This window comes from Billgrantia ethanolica (assembly GCF_021404305.1).
In the GTDB taxonomy this organism is placed as follows: Bacteria; Pseudomonadota; Gammaproteobacteria; order Pseudomonadales; family Halomonadaceae; genus Halomonas; species Halomonas ethanolica.
On record NZ_JABFTX010000001.1, the window covers coordinates 961859 to 979827 of the forward strand.

Below are 17969 nucleotides of genomic sequence, written 5' to 3' on the forward strand. Positions count from 1 at the left end.
GTCGCCTGGCCCGTTCGACTCAGTGCTCGCGAGTTGCCGCGAAACGGATCTCCGGCCAGCGCTCCTGGGTCATCTGCAGATTGACCCTGGTGGGTGCAATATAGGTCAGGTAGCCACCGCCATCCAGCGCCAGGTTGGCGCTCGCCTTGCGCTTGAACTCCTCGAGCTTCTTGGCGTCGTCGCAGTAGATCCAGCGCGCGGTCTGCACGTTGACCGGCTCGTAGACGCAATCGACCTTGTACTCCTCCTTGAGCCGGTGAGCGACCACGTCGAACTGCAGGGTGCCCACGGCGCCGAGGATCAGGTCGTTGTTGTCCAGCGGCTGGAACAGCTGGGTGGCGCCCTCCTCGGAGAGCTGCTGCAGGCCCTTCTGCAGCGCCTTGAGCTTGAGCGGATCCTTGAGCTGCACGCGCTTGAACAGCTCCGGGGCGAAGTGGGGAATGCCGGTGAAGCGCATGTCCTCGCCCATGGTGAAGGTATCGCCGATCTGGATGGTGCCGTGGTTGTGCAGGCCGATGATGTCGCCGGGCCAGGCCTCTTCCACGTGGGCACGGTCGGAGGCCATGAAGGTCAGGGCGTCGGCGATCTTGACGTCCTTGCCGATGCGAACATGGCGCATCTTCATGTTCTTCTCGTACTTGCCCGAACAGACCCGCAGGAAGGCGATGCGGTCACGGTGCTTGGGGTCCATGTTGGCCTGGATCTTGAACACGAAGCCGGTGAAGCGGCTGTCGTTGGCCTCGACGGTGCGCGTATCGGTCTCGCGAGGCTGTGGCGGCGGCGCATACTCGACGAAGCCGTCGAGCATCTCGCGTACGCCGAAGTTGCCCATGGCGGTACCGAAATAGACCGGCGTGAGCTCGCCGCGGCGATAGGCCTCGAGATCGAACTCATGGGAGGCGCCGCGCACCAGCTCCACCTCCATGCGCAGCTCCTCGGCCGCTTCCGCGCCGAGCACCGCATCGACCTCGGGGTTGTCGAGCCCCTCGATGCGCTTGTCGTCGGGGATGCGATTGCCCTGGCCCTGGGTGTAGAGGTGGATCACGTCGTTGTAGAGGTGGTAGACCCCCTTGAAGTGACGGCCCATGCCGATCGGCCAGGTCATCGGGGCGCACTGGATGTTCAACACCGTCTCCACCTCGTCCATCACCTCGATGGGGTCGCGGATGTCGCGGTCCATCTTGTTGACGAAGGTGAGAATCGGCGTGGTGCGCAGGCGGCACACCTCCATCAGCTTGATGGTTCGGTCCTCGACGCCCTTGGCACCGTCGATGACCATCAGCGCCGAGTCCACCGCCGTCAGCGTGCGGTAGGTATCCTCGGAGAAGTCCTCGTGGCCCGGAGTGTCGAGCAGGTTGACCATGCGACCGCCATAGGGGAACTGCATCACCGAGGTGGTGACGGAGATGCCCCGCTCCTGCTCCATCTTCATCCAGTCGGAGGTGGCGTGGCGATCGTTGCGCTTGCTCTTCACCGAGCCGGCCAACTGAATCGCATTTCCGAACAGCAGCATCTTCTCGGTGATGGTGGTCTTGCCCGCGTCGGGGTGCGAGATGATCGCAAAGGTTCTACGCAGCCCGACTTCGCGGGCCAGATCGGCGTCTGACATCAGTCTCGAATTCGTCTAGTGGCACCGCCTGCGGCAGTGCGTGAATGAGCAGTGGGCCGCATTCTACGGCTTTGCCCCGTCCAGGTGTAGGCCAGTCACGCCGAAAGCGCATGCCAAGAGCGTCCACCTGCCCGCAGGAGGGCACGACAAGGTATCATGTGGGCGGATTCTTCGCTGGAGCCCCCATGCCAACCGCCCCACCCCTGCCGCTCTCGACCCCCAGCCGCAACCTGGTGCGTCTGACCCTGGTGCGCGGCATCACCTGGACCGGCTTTCTGATCGCCACCATCGTCGGCGTCGAATTGCTGCATTTCGAGATCGAAGTGGCGGCGGTGATCGGGGTGATCGTCTGCATGGGGCTGGTCAACCTCTTCACCTGGTGGCGCCTGGGCCGCCAGTGGGCGGTCAGCCACACCGAGTACGTGCTGCATCTGCTGGCCGACACCATCGGCCTGACCCTGCTGTTCTATCTCACCGGCGGCTCCAGCAACCCCTTCATCAACTACTACCTGGTGCCGGTGACCATCGCCGCCGCCACCTTGCCCTGGCGCTACGCCTGGATCATCGCCAGCGCCGCCATGGGGTCGTACACCTTGCTGATGTGGGTCTACCACCCGGTCCCTCAGTTCGCCCATTACTACGACGCCGTGGGGGTCAATCTTCACATCCTCGGCATGTGGATCAACTTCGGTCTCTCGGCAGGTCTGGTGACCTTCTTCATCTTCAAGATGGCCCACGCCCTGCGCAGCCGTGAGCAGGCACTCTCCCAGACCCGCGAGGCGGCGCTGCGCAACGAGCAGATCGTGGCGGTGGCCACCCAGGCAGCCGGCACCGCCCACGAGCTGGGCACGCCGCTGTCGACGATGGCGGTGCTGCTCAGCGAGATGCGCGAAGACGCCAAGAACGACCCCGCCCTTATCGAGGACATCGAGCTGCTGCGCCGCCAGGTGGACGTATGCAAGTCGCGCCTGCGACACCTGGTGGAAAGCACCGACCGCAGGCGCATGGCCGAACCCGAGGTGTGCGATGCTCGCAAATGGTTGCAAGGCGTCGTGCAGCGCTGGCTGGTGCTGCGCCCCGACGTCAGCCACCGCCTGGAGATCGCCGAGCAGCGCGGCACGCCTTGGCTCAAGGTCGACACCACGCTGGATCAGGCCATCACCAATCTGCTCAACAACGCTGCCGATGCCAACCCCGACGACGTCAGCATTCGTCTGGACTGGAACGACGAAGAGTCGATCATCGACATTCGCGACCACGGCCCCGGCGTCAGCCTGGAGATCGCCGATCAGCTGGGCGAAACCTTCGTCTCGACCAAGAGCAAAGGGCTCGGTATCGGCCTGTTCCTGACCCACGCCACCATCAACCGCTTCGGCGGCGGTGTTAGCCTGTATAATCATCCTGACGGGGGGACGCTGACCGAAGTGATCCTGCCGCACAGCGAGCCCTGAGCGACGAGGACGCCATGCAAGACGCCGAAACACGCCTGCTGATCATCGATGACGACGAAATGTTCTGTCACGTGCTGTCACGCGCCCTGAGCAGGCGCGGATACGAGGTGCTGGTAGCCCACGACGCGGAGCAGGCGCTGAGCCTGGCCCGCCGCCACCGCCCCGAGCTGGCCACCCTGGACCTCAAGCTGGAACACAGCTCGGGCCTGAAGCTGCTGCCCGAGCTGCTCGATGCGGTACCCAACTGCCGCATCGTGGTGCTGACGGGCTACTCGAGCATCGCCACCGCCGTGGAAGCGATCAAGCTCGGCGCCGTCAACTACCTGTGCAAACCGGCCGATGCCGACGAGATCCTCGCTGCCCTCGACCAGCAGCAGGGCGATCCGGATGCCGAGGTGGCGGAATCGCCGCCCTCGATCAACCGCATCGCCTGGGAGCACATCCAGAAGGTGTTGCAGGAGCACGACGGCAACATCTCCGCCACCGCCCGTGCCCTGGGCATGCACCGCCGCACCCTGCAGCGCAAGCTGCAGAAACGCCCGGTGCGGCGGTAGTTCTAGTCCAGTAAGGCCCTGCCCCGGCTTAGCGCCACCCAGGCAAGCGGCGCCGGGGACAGGTCGTAGCGGAGGTTATTTGCCAGGGAAGGCAAATATAGCGCCCAGGGATGGGTTCACAGCGCCTCCGCGAGACCTGTCGCCGGAAAGGCCGCGAGCGTATGTCACTGGGCCGTCCAACCCAGATCTATATTCCAGCTCGAGCCCGTTACCGCGCCTGCCGCATCCGAGGCCAGGTAGGCCACCAGCGCCGACACTTCCTCGGGATCGATCAGGCGCTTCACCGCGGCATTCTTGAGCATGATCTGCTCGACCACGTCCTGCTCGTCCATATTGTGCAGCCGGGCCTGATCGGCGATCTGGTTCTCCACCAGCGGCGTCTTCACGTAGGCCGGACAGATGGCGTTGGCGGTGATGCCCTGGGGGCCACCCTCCAGCGCCGCCGTCTTGGTCAACCCGATCAAGCCGTGCTTGGCGCTGATGTAGGCCGACTTGCCCGGCGAGGCGACCTGGGCATGCACCGAGGCGATATTGACGATACGCCCCCAGCCGTTCTCGCGCATGGAAGGCCATGCGGCCTGGGTCAACAGGAAAGGCGCCGTCAGCATCAGATCGATGATCTGGCGCCATTTGGCCTCGGGAAAGTCCTCGATGGGCGAGACGTGCTGGATCCCGGCATTGTTGACCAGGATATCGATCTTGCCGAAGCGCTTGATCGCCTCCGCCACGGCCGCCTTGCACGCTTCACCGTCGCTGAGATCGGCCTGGAAGAACGCCGCCCCCACGGCATCGGCCTTGGCCCTGGCCTGATCATTGAAGTCGACGGCCAGCACCTGGTGACCGAGCTCGCGAAACTGATGTACCACGGCCTCGCCGATGCCGCTGGCGGTTCCCGTTACCAGGGCGACGCGTGGCACGGTAGCGGTTGCATTGCTCATGGGGTAAATCCTTCTACACGAGGATGGAAGACCTGAATCCCAGCATAAGCCGGGGCACACGGCCACGACCAGCCCACCGGAAGTCTTACGCTTCGCCCACGGGGGTCATGACCTTTTCCATCAACCGCTGGGCCAGACGGCTCCCCTCCTCGCGGGATTCCAGGTCGCTCAAGTCGTCGAGCAGCTCGCAGCGCCACAGCCAGAGATCCGTGCCCAATACTTCGGCAACGAAGGGGTAACGGCCAGAGGGCAGATCGAACGCCCGCCGCTCACCTTCCGCAGGCGCCCGAGCGCTGGCAAAGGCAGGAAACAGCACCAGCGACAGCGAGACGGGGCTGACCAGGGCCCCTACCAGATAGCCGCGCCCGACGGACGCCTCGCCGTGATCGGGGCTGGCCTGAAAGCACAGCGCATCGACATCCAGCAGCGGGTTGGCGGTCGGTGTCGCTTCAAGTGCGGCACCCTGTCGTCGCCGCCAGGCCTCGGCCATCTCGTTCAGGCGCCGGTACTGCTCGGGCGTCGGGGCCAGCATGGCATGCTCCTTTCCATGTAGGTGAATCTCAGGGAGGTGAATACGGGGCAGGTGCAGGCAGGCGCCCCGTTCGGCAGAACGCCTCATCGCTGCTATTCTGGCAGGTCCATGCGCGACGAGGAATGCCCATGCTCCCCCAGCAGCGTCTTGAACTGGCCATCGACATCGCCCGGGAAGCCGGCGAGAAGATCGTGGCGGCCAGACACGGCCAAGCCTTCAATCAGCAGCTCAAGAACGGTCAGGAGCTGGTCACCGACGTGGACGTGGCGGTGGATACGCTGATCAGCGAGCGCCTGGAAGCCAGCCTGCCCGGCGAACAGCGATTGAGCGAAGAGCTGGCGCCCGATCGCGAGGTGATGAGCACGGCCGAGTCGCTATGGGTCATCGATCCTATCGACGGTACCGTCAACTTCGCCCACGGCCTGCGCCACGTTGCCGTTTCCATCGCCTGGGTCAGCGAAGGCAAGACGCGCCTCGGGGTGGTACATGCTCCGTTTCTCGGTGAAACCTACACAGCCCTCTACGGCCAGGGCGTCTGGTGCAACGGCAAGCCGATCCACACCAGCCACAGGGCCAACCTGCAGCGCTGCCTGGTCGCAACCGGTTTCCCCTACCGGCGCGACAGCCGTCCGCCGCTGATCCGCCGCTTGATGGCCGTGCTCGAGCACTGTCAGGACGTGCGCCGCAACGGCTCCGCCGCCCTCGATCTATGCGATGTCGCCTGCGGCCGTCTCGATGCCTATTACGAGAGCGTTTCGCCCTGGGATTTCGCTGCCGGCGTGCTGATCGCCCGTGAAGCCGGGGCGCGTACCGGCCATCTCTACCCTTGCCCCAAGGGCATTCCGGAAGATCTCTACGGCGAGAACATTCTGGTCAGCGCGCCCGAGATTCACGCCGAGCTGGGGGATCTGCTGCGCGCCGCCGACGCCAACGAACTCCGCTATGACTGAGCGTGCCGTTGCGGGGCAATAGCACGCCCTAATCGTGTCGCTAGCAGTGCCCTATTGGCCCCGGCGGCCCTCATCCGTCACAATGTCGCCAGACAAAACATCTTCAGGAGACATCTTCTATGTTCGTGGTCATCTTCGGTCGTCCCGGCTGCCCCTTCTGCGTGCGCGCCCAGGACCTCGCCCAGCGCCTGGAAAGCGCCAACGTGATCGAAGGCCACCGCTACGTGGACATCTGGGCCGAAGGCATCAGCAAGGCCGACCTGGAGAAGACCATCGGCAAACCGGTGTCGACCGTGCCCCAGATCTTCATCGACCAGAACCATGTCGGCGGCTTCACCGAATTCGACCAGTACGTGCGCGACAATGCCCTGATGGCATGAGCCTGCCGAACGCTGGCGCCGGTGACGACACCGGCCCAGCGCCAGCGTTCAATTCCCGTTTAACGTTCCCCCCGCGTTGAAAGCCGTTCCTGGCCAGCCCCTATACTGAAGTCCAATACGAGGCGCATCCGGACAAAGGAACCGCACGATGCAACGGGAAGAATTCCTGCAGCAACTCTGGCTCGATTACATTCACCATCATCCCGATGTGGGAATGCTTCGCCTGTGGCCGACGGACGCACCGGTCGAATATTTGACCCTGCTCACGCTCAGCCAGCCTCCCTTCAGCACGCAGGACCTGCTGCCGACGCTGGGGCACCTCGGCTACCGTCCCGTGCACCGCTACGCCATGGCCGACCGTGGTTTGCTGGTGTGCCTGCTGGCACCACCGGAAGACGGCACCTGGCTGGTGCTGGCAGAACTCCAGCTCGGCACACTGTCGCGGGAACCGCGAGAAAAGCTGACCGAGCTGGTGAGTCAGACCCACCCCCAGGACACCCGCGGCAAGAACCTGCTGTGCCGCGGGCGTCCCTGGGCCATGCCCAACTGGAACGACTACCTCAAGCTCCAGGACGCCCACCCGCTGGCGGCCTGGATTGCCGTGATGGGGCCCAGTGTGCACCACGCCGGTTTCGACTGCGAACGACTGGGCAGCCGCTTCGAGCTACTCGACAATGCTCTTGCGGCTGCCGGACTCGAAGGCAGCGAAGAGCGCCAGCACGGCATCTTCCCGGTATCGCCACTGCTCGAGTACCGCTTCTATCCAACCTGCTCGCAGCGTCTGGCCTTCGCCGAAGGAGACGAGCACCGGATCTGCCTGGGCGGCCTGGCCCTGATGCAGAAGCGTTTGAGCGGCGACCACGAGCGTGCCGTGGAGCTTCTGCTGCCCCACCACACCCGCTGCGAGATCACCTGAGGGCTCTCTCGCGTTATCCACAGAAATTGTGGATAACGCTGTGCAAGACAGCGTGACAAGCGGCAACATTCCGCTAGCGACGCGCTTCGCCAAGGCTGGTCATAAATTCATCACCCCCCAGCAATGAAAAGGCCCGAGCCCTGAATGAGGGCGCGAGCCTGGTAGCGCAGCCGAACCGACCGGCATCGCCGATCGGTTCGAGCACATTGCTGGGCTGCTGGCGCGTCAGTCGAAGGTCATTTCCGGCACGTGATCGGGCACGATCAGCTTGCCGGCGGTCTTCTCGACGATCTCTTCCACGCTCACTCCCGGGGCGCGCTCCTTGAGCACGAAGGCGCCGTTCTCGATCTCCAGGTAAGCGAGATCGGTGAGCACGCGGTTGATGCAACCGGCGCCGGTCAGCGGCAGCGTGCACTTCTCGAGCAGTTTGGATTCACCGTGCTTGGAGGCGTGGGTCATGGTGCAGATGATGTTCTCGGCACCCGCCACCAGATCCATGGCGCCGCCCATGCCCTTGATCAGCTTGCCGGGTACCATCCACGAGGCGATGTTGCCCTCCTGATCCACCTCGAAGGCACCGAGCACGGTCAGGTCGACATGGCCACCACGGATCATGGCGAAGGATTCCGCGGAATTGAAGATGGCCGCACCGGGGCGGGCCGTGACGGTCTGCTTACCGGCATTGATCATGTCCGGATCGACCTCGTCCTCGGTGGGGAAACGCCCCATGCCGAGCAGGCCGTTTTCCGACTGCAGCATCACATCGATGCCATCCGGTACGTAATTGGCCACCAGGGTGGGAATACCGATACCCAGGTTGACGTAGAAACCGTCCTTGAGCTCTTGCGCCACGCGCTGTGCCATCTGTTCGCGAGTCAGTGCCATCTTGTTTGCCTCTTGTGTTCGGTGGAGAAGCGATACGTTCGATGCCGGTCATTACCGGCGGCTGCGGTGGCGGGCTCAGCCCTCGCGCACCGTGCGCTTCTCGATACGCTTCTCGAAAGTGCCCTGGATGATGCGGTCGACGTAGATACCCGGCGTATGGATCTGGTCGGGGCGCAGCTCACCCGGCTCGACGATCTCCTCGACCTCCACCACGGTGATCTTGCCGCAGGTAGCGGCCAGCGGGTTGAAGTTCTGCGCCGTGTCGCGATACACCACGTTGCCGTAGCGGTCGGCCTTCCAGCCCTTGACGATGGCGAAATCGGCGTGGAACGCCTCCTCGAGAATGTAGTGGCGACCGTTGAACTCGCGCACCTCCTTGCCCTCACCGATCGGCGTGCCGTAGCCGGTCGCTGTATAGAAGGCGGGAATACCGGCGCCTCCAGCGCGCATCTTCTCGGCCAGGGTGCCCTGGGGGGTCAGGATCACTTCGATCTCATCGTTGAGCATCTGCTGTTCGAACAGGGCATTCTCGCCCACGTAGGAGGCGTAGAAGCGCTTGATCTGCTTGTCTTCCAGCAGCAGGCCCAGGCCGAAGCCGTCAACGCCGCAGTTGTTGGAGATGACGGTCAGATCCTTGACGCCGCGACGCTTGACCTCGGCAATCAGGTTTTCCGGGATGCCGCACAGGCCGAAGCCGCCGGCAACCATGGTCATGCCGCTTTCGATGCCGTCCATCGCTTCTTCGTAGGAATACACGCGCTTGTCGAAACCTGACATCGCAAAGCCTCGTCTTGTTGTGAAGTGGTGAAATGAAAGTACCTGACCAGTGTTGACCCCGCCAATATATTTGTTAAGTTTGTTTTTTTTATCAATTGATATGGAAATCTTATAAAATAGGCGACACGCCATGACCATCAAGCAGCTGCGCGCCTTCCTGGCCGTGGCCCAGACGCTCAGTTTCACTCAGGCCTGCGAACGACTCCACCTGTCGCAGCCGGCACTGAGCCTGGCCATCAAGGGACTCGAGGAGACCCTGGGCGGCCCGCTGCTGATTCGCAGCACGCGCAGCGTAAGGCTGACCCCCGAAGGCGAGACCCTGCTGCCGCTGGCCAAGCGCCTGCTGGCCGACTGGGACAACGCCGAGGAGCTGCTGCGCCAGCGCTTCACGCTGCAACTGGGCCGGGTGGCACTGGCCGCCATGCCCTCCATCGCCTGCAACCGGCTACCACGTGCATTGCGCCGCTTTCGTCTGCGCTTTCCCCGGGTCAACGTGACCGTGCATGACGTGATCAACGAGCAGGTGATCGACATGGTGCGCCAACGCCAGGTCGAGCTCGGCATCGCCTTCGAGCCCGAGACCCGCGAAGGCATCGACTTCCTGCCGCTATTCGACGACACTTTCGTCGCCGTGCTGCCGCCCGACTCGCCCCTGGCAGAGGCCGAATCGGTCGACTGGCAGGCTCTACTGGCCCACGACTTCATCACGCTGCAGCGCCCCTCCATGGTACGCATCCTGCTGGAGCAGGCGCTGGCCAGGCAGCACACGGAGCTGCCGGTAGCATTCGAAAGCCATCAGCTGGCCACGGTGGGCCGCATGGTGGCCAGCGGACTCGGCGTCAGCGCCGTGCCCTCGCTGTGCCGCGAACAGATGCACGAACTCGGCGCGCGCTGCGTGCCGCTGTTCGAGCCGCAGATCCAGCGCACCGTGGGTATCGTGCTGGGCGCCGGGCAGGAACTCTCGATTGCCGCACGCTCGCTGCACGAAGTGCTGCAGACGACACTGTGCGAGTCGTCCCCCACATAACGTATGGCTGGGCAGCATCGGCACGATCCATTAGCATGTGCGCCTAACCGTCACACGCCCGAGCACCGCGTAAGGCAGCGATTCGCTCGCGCAGGCTTTGTACAGTGTTTCCAAGGTCAAGGAGTCAGGTATGGCGCCCCTCAAAGGGCCAATCAGCGTACTGCTGCTGGTGATCACCACCCTGTTCTGGTCGATTCCCCTGATTCTGTTGACCCTGCTCAAGCTGATCACGCCGACTCGCCCGCTGCGCCTGATCGTGCTGCGTGGCTTGAACGGCGTGGCGCTGAACTGGATCGGCTGCAACCTGTGGTGGATGCGCCACTGGCTGAAGCCGCAGCTCGATGCCACGCTTCCCGAGGGTCTGTCGCCGGAGCAGCGCTGGCTGGTGATCTCCAATCACCGTAGCTGGACCGACATCTTCATGCTGTTGATGGTGCTGCACCGGCGCATTCCGATGCCGCGTTTCTTCCTCAAGCAGCAGCTCATCTGGATTCCCATCGTCGGGCTCGCCTGGTGGGCGCTCGAATACCCTTTCATGCGCCGCTACACTCGCGAGCAGATCGCGCGCCGTCCCCAACTCGCCGACATCGATCGCAAGGCCACCGAGCTGATGTGCAAGCGGGCCCGCGAGATGCCGCTGGCGATCTTCAACTTCGTTGAAGGCACCCGATTTACCCCGGCCAAGCGCGACGCGCAGAATAGTCCCTTCCGCCACCTGCTTCGGCCCAAGGCCGGCGGTATCGCCCAGGTGCTGAGTCACCTTGGCGAACAGCTCGACGGTATCCTCGACGTCACGCTGCACTACGAGAACCCCCAGCCGACCTTCTGGGGTTTCCTGTGCGGCCGCGAGGGCCGGATCACGCTCGATGCCCGACGTCTCGACGTACCCGAATGGATGCTCGACAGCCGTTACCATGACGACCCGCACTACAAGGAACGCTTCCATACATGGCTGAATGCCCTGTGGCAGGAAAAAGACCAGGCGCTCGACTCGCGCTGACACTGCTTTGCACTCTGTCATTGCTGCTGGCCGGCTGCGCCTCGCCCAGCGGCAGCGTTCAGCGCGGCAGCGACCCCCAACGCAGCGACTCTCCAGGCATCTCTGGCGGTTGGGTCGTGGTTCAGCGCGGCGATACTCTGGGCACCATTGCGGCACGCGCCGACGTGCCCCTGGCCCGCCTGCAACGCTTCAATCCCGACGTCAATCCCAACCGCCTGGCGGTCGGACAGCGCTTGCTGATCCCCACCCAGCAGGAGCGCGCGCCCTCTGGGGGCCCCTACCGTTACCAGATTCGTCCCGGCGACACCTATTCGGCCGTGGCCCGGCGCTTTGGCACCACACCCGCGCGTATTCAGTCCGCCAATCCCGGAGTGGAACCCACAAGGCTGCGGGTAGGCCAGGTCATTCAGGTACCGCTGCGCGGCGGCGCCGCGGCTACGGCGAGCTCGTCGGGTGCGGCGGCCAGCCGTCCGAGCAGTACCAGCGCCCCGGCGCCGACTTCCACACCGCCACCACCCGCTACCGGCAATATTCCCTCTTCGGCGCGCAACTGGCCCTGGCCGCTGGAGGACTATCGCATCGTGCGGGCCTACGGCGCCGACAATCACGGCACCCTGCAGCCGATGCTATTGGCCACCAACCGCGGCGCGCAGGCCAAGGCGGTGGCGGACGGCGACGTACGCTTCGCCGGCAGCATGCGCCAGCTCGGCCGCGTGGTGATCGTGCACCACGCCGATAACCTGCAGAGCGTCTATGCCCTGTGCGACAGCGTGCTGGTGACGGACGGTGCTCGCGTCACGCGGGGCACGCCGCTATGCGATGTCGGCTTCAGCAATGCCACGGAGCGTTTCGACCTGCTGTTCGACATGCGCCTCGGCGGCAAGCCCATCGACCCCCGGCGGGTACTGCGCTAGGAGAGATGACGATGGCGGAATGGCAACGGCTCACGGCATCCCCTGTCCTGTACCGTTGCCAGGGTGTGCTCGGCGAATCCGAGGCCGACCGGGCCCTCGCCATCCTGGACGCCGAGCTGGCCTGGCAGCGCCCTGTCCTGAAGCTGTACGGTCGCGAGCACCCGATACCGCGCAGTCAGGTATGGATGGGCGATAGCGAAGCTCGCTACCGCTATTCCGGGCGGGATTTCCAGCCCGAGCCCTGGCACCCCACGGTAGCGGCACTACGCGACAGGGTCGCCACTCTGCTGGAGGAACCGGGATTGAGGGTACGCTTCAACAGCGTACTGTTGAACCGCTATGTGGCTGGCAATGAGCGCATGGGCTGGCACAGCGACGACGAGCCGGAGCTGGGACGCGCCCCCATCATCGCCGCCCTCTCGCTGGGCGCCGAGAGGCCGCTGCGCTTTCGCTGGAAGCACGGTGAAGGCAAACCCTTCAATGCCTGGCTGCCCCACGACAGCCTGCTGGTCATGGGCCCCGGCTGTCAGGCACAGCTGCAGCATGCGCTGCTGCCCCGGCGCATTCCCGGCCTGCGCATCAGCCTGACCTTCCGCCAGATCCTGGTGCCGGCCGGAGATTCTTCAGCCGACGATCAGCGCGCCTGACGGTAAAGCCCCCACAGCGTGGCGATCAACAGCGCGTAGATCAGGCTGCCGGCGGGATACGCCAGAAAGCAGTAGGTCAAGCCGAAGTCGATGAACGCCACCGGCACCAGCGTGCCTGCCACAGCCAGGGCGCGCTGCTCCCCCGAACCGGCCCCCACCCCACGGGCGAACAGCCACAAAGGAGTGAAGTAGAGGCCCAGCAGAGCAACGAGCCCGAGCACGCCGCGCTTGACCCAGGCATCCAGCACCTCATTGTGGGCATGCCAGTGGCGCGCCAGCGAGGGATGCTGTACGCCTTCGGCCCCCCGCTCCCGCATGGCGGCCTGGTAGCCGCTGGAACCCCAGCCCAGCAGCGGCCGTTCGAGAATAAGCTGCGACGATCCCCGCCACATTTCCAGCCGGGCGCTGACCGAGTTCATGTCATCATCACCCGCCACATAGTGGCGCAGGCTGGTGACGGCATTGTCGACACGTGAGGCGACTCCGGTCTGCGGCATCACGTAGAGGCTGCCCAGCAGGGTCACCAGGGCCGCCATCAGGATCATACGCCAGCTCAACGGGAGACGCCGGCCATGCCCGCGATAGAGCACCCAGATGGCCAACGGTAGACCGATCCAGCCGCCACGAGAACCGGACAGCGCCGAGGTGATCAAGCCCGACAGGCCGCCGGCGATCAACAGCAGCGACCAGGGCCAACGTTCGCGACGGGCAAACGACCAGCTCAGCCCCGCCAGACACAGCAGCCCCATCAACAGGCCCAGGTTACCGAACAGAATGGCATGCAACGGTTCATGCCCGTCGGCCCGGGAGGTGCGCTCGATGATGCGCTGCCACACCGCCCAGCTCCCGGCCGCCAGGCTGCCCAGCGCCAGACCGCCCCACAGCCAGGTGGCTGCCACCCGTACCCGGGAGAAGGCCACCAGCACGATCAGGCCAAGCGCAAAGGGCCAGGCGTCGGCCAGCCCCTCGGCACCCTCACCGTGTACCAGCAGCATGCCGATCCAGACGAGACCCTGGGCGCTCAGGGCCGAGACCAGTAGCAGGTCCTCGCGTTGCGGGAAGGCTTCGACCTGCCTCTCGGCGGTGAGCCAGGCCGCTGTCAGCAACAGCAACGGCACCCCGACCAAGGTCACCCAGGGCAGCACCAGCAGCCCGGCCCCCAGCAGCAGCATGGCCGCGGCCCCGAGCCAGGCCTGGCATTGCATTTTCGCCTGTCCCGGCAAGCCACCGGACAGCGGTCGATAGGAATCGTTTTCGATCATGGCAAAAGCTCGTCCGTGGATGCACTGCCGTTAGCGACGCCGGGATTGAGCCCTCCTGGCTCTCCCGGCGCCACTCAATACGTCATCTCATAGAATACGTCACCTCACAGAATAGAGAGTGGCGCACCCCATGGCGTCGTTTATTCCACAGTAACGGATTTTGCCAGGTTGCGCGGCTGGTCCACGTCGGTGCCACGCGCCACCGCCACATGGTAGGCGAGCAACTGCAGCGGCACGGTGTAGGCAATGGGTGCCAGGAAGCGACAGCAGCCGGGGACCTTTACCACCGTCATGCCATCGCCCTGCTCCAGCCCGCTTTCCGGGTCGGCAAACACCAGCAGTTGGCCACCGCGGGCGCGCACCTCCTGCAGATTGGACTTGAGCTTCTCGAGCAGTTCGTCCTTGGGCGCCAACGCTACCACCGGCATGCTGGCATCGATCAACGCCAGCGGACCGTGCTTCAGCTCACCCGCCGCATAGGCCTCGGCGTGAATGTAGGAGATCTCCTTTAGCTTCAGCGCTCCCTCCATGGCGATGGGCATCTGCGCGCCCCGCCCCAAGAATAGAGTATGGCGGTAATCGCAGAAGTGCTTGGCCAGGTTGGCGATCTCGTCCTCGAGCTTGAGCGTATCGCCGAGCAGCGTCGGCAGATAGCGCAGGTGATGAACGATTCTCGCGGTCAGTTCCTCATCACCGCCGCGCAACTGGCGCAAGCCCAGCGCCACCAGCATCAACGCGGTCAGCTGGGTGGTGAAGGCCTTGGTCGATGCCACCCCGATCTCGGGTCCGGCATGGGTCATCAGGCTGAGGTCGGACTCGCGCACCAGCGAGCTGCCCGGCACGTTGCAGATCGACAGTGCCCCGATGTAGCGATCCGGGCGCTGCTTGCGCGCATGGCGCAGCGCAGCCAGGGTATCGGCGGTCTCTCCCGACTGGGAGAGCGTCAGCAGCAATGTCCCGGGGGGAGTCGCCACGTCGCGATAGCGATATTCCGAGGCTATCTCCACCTGACAGGGAACCCCGGCCAGGGATTCGATCCAGTAGCGCGCCACCATGGCGGCGTGATAGCTGGTGCCACAGGCCAGCAGATGGATCTGACGGGCTTCGCTCAGCAGCGTTCGCGCGCGTGGCCCGAAGGCTTCGACCAGCACCCGGTCGCTACCCAGCCGCCCTTCCAGCGCGTTGGCCACGGCAACCGGCTGCTCGTGAATCTCCTTGAGCATGTAGTGCTCGAACTCGCCCTTGCCTGCCACCATGTCATCGTGTTCGTAGCGCAGCACTTCCCGCACCACGGGCTGACGCCGGCCCGCCGCGTCTAGCTCGTGCACGACACAGCCTTCACGGGTGGCCTCCACCAGGTCGCCATCCTCCAGGTAGATGAAGCGATCGGTCACCTTGAGCAGGGCCAGAGGATCGGAGCCCAGGTAGCACCCCTGTTCGGCAACACCGACGACCAGGGGGCTACCATGCCGCGCACCGACGACACGATCGGGCCTGTCGGCATCGATCACGCCCAGCGCGTAAGCACCTTCGAGGCGCGCCACCACGGCGTCGACCGCAGACAGCAGCTCACCCCGGGTCTTCAGCTCGCGCTCGACCAGGTGTGCCACCACCTCGGTATCGGTGGCGGAAGTGAAGACGTAGCCATCGGCCAACAGTTCGGCCTTCAGCGCCTGATGATTCTCGATGATGCCGTTGTGAACCACCGCGACACGCCCCGACACGTGAGGGTGCGCATTGTCCTGGCTCGGCTCGCCATGAGTCGCCCAGCGGGTGTGGGCCACGCCGGCCATGCCGGTCAACGGTGCGGCAGTGAGCAGCCGCTCCAGGGCCGCCACCTTGCCCACCTCACGGGCTCGGCCCAGCTTTCCGGGCGCTTCCACCAGGGCAACGCCCGCCGAATCGTAACCTCGGTACTCGAGGCGCTTGAGTCCTTCCATAAGAATGGGCAGGACGTTGTCCGAACCCACGGCAGCTACGATGCCACACATGTTCTCTTCTCCATGAAGACGCCACGACCAGGGTCGCGGGCACTGACCAGGGCTAATGACTTAGCGCTACGATGAGGGCCAGCCGTCGGACGTCCCGGTCCGACGGGCTCAGGCAAAACCTGTTACTTGTGGCGCTCGAGCACCGGGCGCAGCGGTGTCACCGCCGCACTCGAGACCGGCGCCAGCGCCTCGCGGCGCCGCTTCTCCAGCCATACCAGATCGACGATGCCGCCCTCCGGCCGGTAAGCCGTAGGCGCTTCGAGCAGCAGGCGACGAATGCCGTCGTGGTGGAAGTTGCGGCATGCTTCGAACAGCCGGTCGAGGAAGTTCTCGAGCCGCGGCCACTCCCAGAACACCTCCTGAGCGGTCATGATGCGCGGATGCGAGGTGGCGGCGACGTCGTCGCCCACCAGCAGCTCCTCATAGAGCTTCTCCCCCGGGCGCAGCCCGCTGTAGGCGATGGCGATGTCGCCATCGGGAGTGCGTTCGTCACGCACCTTGAGCCCCGACAGGCGGACCATCTGCCGCGCCAGGTCGGCGATGCGCACCGGCTCGCCCATGTCGAGCACGAACACATCGCCGCCACGGGCCATGGCCCCGGCCTGGATGACCAGCTGAGCCGCCTCGGGAATGGTCATGAAGAAGCGCGTGATGTCCGGGTGAGTCACGGTGATCGGTCCGCCGGCCTGAATCTGCTGGCGGAACAGCGGCACTACCGAGCCGCTGGAACCCAGCACGTTGCCGAAACGCACCATGCAGAATCGGGTGGCCTCCTGCTGCCGGGCGAAGGCCTGGCAGACCAGCTCGGCCAGACGCTTGGTGGTACCCATCACATTGGTCGGCCGAACCGCCTTGTCGGTGGAGACCAGCACGAAGGTCTCGACCCCGGCATCGATTGCCGAACGCGCCGCCGACAGCGTGCCGAAAACGTTGTTCTGCACTCCCTCGACCACGTTGTGCTCCACCATCGGTACGTGCTTGTAGGCCGCGGCGTGATAGACCGTCTGCACTTCGTAGGCCTTCATCACGGTGGTCAGACGCTGTCGATGCTGCACCGATCCCATCAGCGCCTCGACGCGCACCTCCAGCCCCTCCTCGGCGGCAATACCCAGCAGATCCTGCTCGATGCGATAGAGCGCGAATTCGGAGATGTCGAGCAGCAGCAGGCGCCCGGGGGCGTGACGTAAAATCTGACGACATAGCTCGGAGCCGATGGAACCGCCCGCACCGGTCACCAGCACGACCTTGCCGCGGATGTTGGCATCCATCAGGGTGGGATTGGGCGGCACCGGATCACGTCCCAGCAGATCCTCCACCGCCACGTCGCGCACCTCGCTGATGCGGGCACGCCCGGTCACCATGTCGACTACGCCGGGAATCGTCTGCACCGGGAAGCCCTGCGGCTCCAGCTCGGCCAGGATTTCACGACGCCGCGCCCGGCTGGCGCTGGGCACGGCCAGCAGCACGCGCTCGGCGCCGTAAGTATCGGCCAGATAGCCGAGCTGGCGCGGCGGATAGACCTTGAGGCCTTCGATGTAGGTGTTCTGCAGGCCCACCGCATCGTCGACGAAGGCGATCGGCAGGTACTCCTGACCGTGGTTGAGCGACACCGCCAGTTGACGCCCGGCCGAGCCGGCGCCATAGATCACCACCCGCGGCTTGTGGCGAATCTGACTACGCAGATACATGGCGCGCAGGCCGAAGCGCACCCCACCGATGGTCAACAGCGCCAGCATGGCGTAGATGAACGGCACGCTACGCGGAATGCCCAGGGTAAACAGGTAGCTCGCCAGCGGCAGCGACAGCGCCGAGACCACCACGCCGACCACCACGGCACGAATTGCCTTGGGGCCGAGATAGCGAATCACCGCACGATAGAAGCCCAGCCTGACGTAGATCGCCAGGCTCAGCGGAATCAGTACCAGCAGCGCCAACCAGGTACTCGCTTCGGAGAGAGGCGTCCAGCTCTCCAGGCGCAGCAGCATGGCCAACAGAAAGCTCGCCGCGATCAGCACGCAGTCCACCACCAACTGGATGGTGCGCTTCTGACGCCGCGGCAGGCGGAACAGGGATTGCAGTAGGTTTCGCATGACGTCTCTCCATGACCGCGGGCATGACACACCCGCGTGATTCCGA

17 protein-coding genes are annotated in these 17969 nt (G+C 64.8%); 9 read left to right on the forward strand and 8 right to left on the reverse strand.

The window, feature by feature from the left end:
- Positions 1-19 precede the first annotated feature (19 nt).
- The gene (locus HOP53_RS04445; protein WP_234268879.1) at positions 20-1609 is read right to left on the reverse strand and encodes a peptide chain release factor 3; all 1590 of its coding nucleotides are present in this window, start codon (positions 1607-1609) and stop codon (positions 20-22) included.
- A gap of 185 nt (positions 1610-1794) precedes the next feature.
- Here HOP53_RS04445 and HOP53_RS04450 point away from each other — a divergent pair, with 185 nt between their 5' ends.
- Together HOP53_RS04450 and HOP53_RS04455 are read left to right on the forward strand one after the other, a co-directional pair.
- Positions 1795-3060 carry an ATP-binding protein gene (locus HOP53_RS04450; protein ID WP_234268880.1) on the forward strand — a complete coding sequence of 422 codons (1266 nt, stop codon included), beginning with the start codon at positions 1795-1797 and terminating at the stop codon, positions 3058-3060.
- 14 nt (positions 3061-3074) lie between these two features.
- Entirely contained in the window at positions 3075-3614 is a 540-nt protein-coding gene (locus HOP53_RS04455) for a response regulator transcription factor (RefSeq protein ID WP_234268882.1), read from the forward strand.
- 164 nt (positions 3615-3778) lie between these two features.
- Here the strand turns inward: HOP53_RS04455 and HOP53_RS04460 are convergent, their stop codons facing one another.
- Together HOP53_RS04460 and hybE are read right to left on the reverse strand one after the other, a co-directional pair.
- Positions 3779-4552: a 3-hydroxybutyrate dehydrogenase gene (locus HOP53_RS04460; RefSeq protein ID WP_234268883.1), complete on the reverse strand. Its 774-nt coding sequence runs from the start codon at positions 4550-4552 to the stop codon at positions 3779-3781.
- An 85-nt stretch (positions 4553-4637) separates the two neighbouring features.
- On the reverse strand, positions 4638-5084 hold the full coding sequence (hybE, locus tag HOP53_RS04465; protein WP_234268884.1) for a [NiFe]-hydrogenase assembly chaperone HybE: 447 nt from the start codon (positions 5082-5084) through the stop codon (positions 4638-4640).
- Between the two features lie 128 nt (positions 5085-5212).
- Between hybE and HOP53_RS04470 the strand changes: the two genes are divergently transcribed.
- The 3 genes from HOP53_RS04470 (at position 5213) to HOP53_RS04480 (ending at position 7330) form a co-directional block, all read left to right on the forward strand.
- A complete protein-coding gene (locus tag HOP53_RS04470; protein WP_234268885.1) occupies positions 5213-6034 on the forward strand; it encodes an inositol monophosphatase family protein in 822 nt (273 codons plus the stop codon).
- A gap of 119 nt (positions 6035-6153) precedes the next feature.
- A complete protein-coding gene (locus HOP53_RS04475) occupies positions 6154-6414 on the forward strand; it encodes a GrxA family glutaredoxin (protein ID WP_086511371.1) in 261 nt (86 codons plus the stop codon).
- 148 nt (positions 6415-6562) lie between these two features.
- Positions 6563-7330 carry a VOC family protein gene (locus tag HOP53_RS04480; protein WP_234268887.1) on the forward strand — a complete coding sequence of 256 codons (768 nt, stop codon included), beginning with the start codon at positions 6563-6565 and terminating at the stop codon, positions 7328-7330.
- Positions 7331-7555: 225 nt separating this feature from the next.
- On the opposite strand, the gene HOP53_RS04485 is transcribed toward HOP53_RS04480, so the two are convergent.
- Together HOP53_RS04485 and HOP53_RS04490 are read right to left on the reverse strand one after the other, a co-directional pair.
- Positions 7556-8215, reverse strand: a complete 660-nt coding sequence (locus HOP53_RS04485) for a CoA transferase subunit B (protein WP_010628649.1) — start codon at positions 8213-8215, stop codon at positions 7556-7558.
- A 75-nt stretch (positions 8216-8290) separates the two neighbouring features.
- A complete protein-coding gene (locus HOP53_RS04490; RefSeq protein ID WP_234268888.1) occupies positions 8291-8992 on the reverse strand; it encodes a CoA transferase subunit A in 702 nt (233 codons plus the stop codon).
- A gap of 130 nt (positions 8993-9122) precedes the next feature.
- On the opposite strand from HOP53_RS04490, the gene HOP53_RS04495 reads away from it, so the two are divergent.
- The 4 genes from HOP53_RS04495 (at position 9123) to HOP53_RS04510 (ending at position 12580) form a co-directional block, all read left to right on the forward strand.
- Positions 9123-10019: a LysR family transcriptional regulator gene (locus HOP53_RS04495; RefSeq protein WP_234268889.1), complete on the forward strand. Its 897-nt coding sequence runs from the start codon at positions 9123-9125 to the stop codon at positions 10017-10019.
- A gap of 130 nt (positions 10020-10149) precedes the next feature.
- The gene (locus HOP53_RS04500; protein ID WP_234268890.1) at positions 10150-11019 is read left to right on the forward strand and encodes an acyltransferase; all 870 of its coding nucleotides are present in this window, start codon (positions 10150-10152) and stop codon (positions 11017-11019) included.
- Positions 10968-11933, forward strand: coding sequence for a LysM peptidoglycan-binding domain-containing protein (locus HOP53_RS04505; protein WP_234268891.1), 966 nt, complete (start codon positions 10968-10970; stop codon positions 11931-11933). The genes HOP53_RS04500 and HOP53_RS04505 overlap by 52 nt, the downstream gene beginning before the upstream one ends.
- Positions 11934-11944: 11 nt before the next feature.
- The gene (locus HOP53_RS04510) at positions 11945-12580 is read left to right on the forward strand and encodes an alpha-ketoglutarate-dependent dioxygenase AlkB family protein (RefSeq protein WP_234268892.1); all 636 of its coding nucleotides are present in this window, start codon (positions 11945-11947) and stop codon (positions 12578-12580) included.
- On the opposite strand, the gene HOP53_RS04515 is transcribed toward HOP53_RS04510, so the two are convergent.
- The 3 genes from HOP53_RS04515 to HOP53_RS04525 all read right to left on the reverse strand — a co-directional run bounded on the left by HOP53_RS04515 (position 12568) and on the right by HOP53_RS04525 (position 17923).
- Positions 12568-13842, reverse strand: a complete 1275-nt coding sequence (locus tag HOP53_RS04515) for an O-antigen ligase family protein (protein WP_234268894.1) — start codon at positions 13840-13842, stop codon at positions 12568-12570. The two genes, HOP53_RS04510 and HOP53_RS04515, sit on opposite strands and share 13 nt — an antisense overlap.
- Before the next feature lie 140 nt (positions 13843-13982).
- Positions 13983-15833, reverse strand: coding sequence for a glutamine--fructose-6-phosphate transaminase (isomerizing) (gene glmS / locus HOP53_RS04520; RefSeq protein ID WP_234268895.1), 1851 nt, complete (start codon positions 15831-15833; stop codon positions 13983-13985).
- A 122-nt stretch (positions 15834-15955) separates the two neighbouring features.
- Positions 15956-17923: a polysaccharide biosynthesis protein gene (locus tag HOP53_RS04525; protein ID WP_234268897.1), complete on the reverse strand. Its 1968-nt coding sequence runs from the start codon at positions 17921-17923 to the stop codon at positions 15956-15958.
- Between the last annotated feature and the right edge of the window lie 46 nt (positions 17924-17969).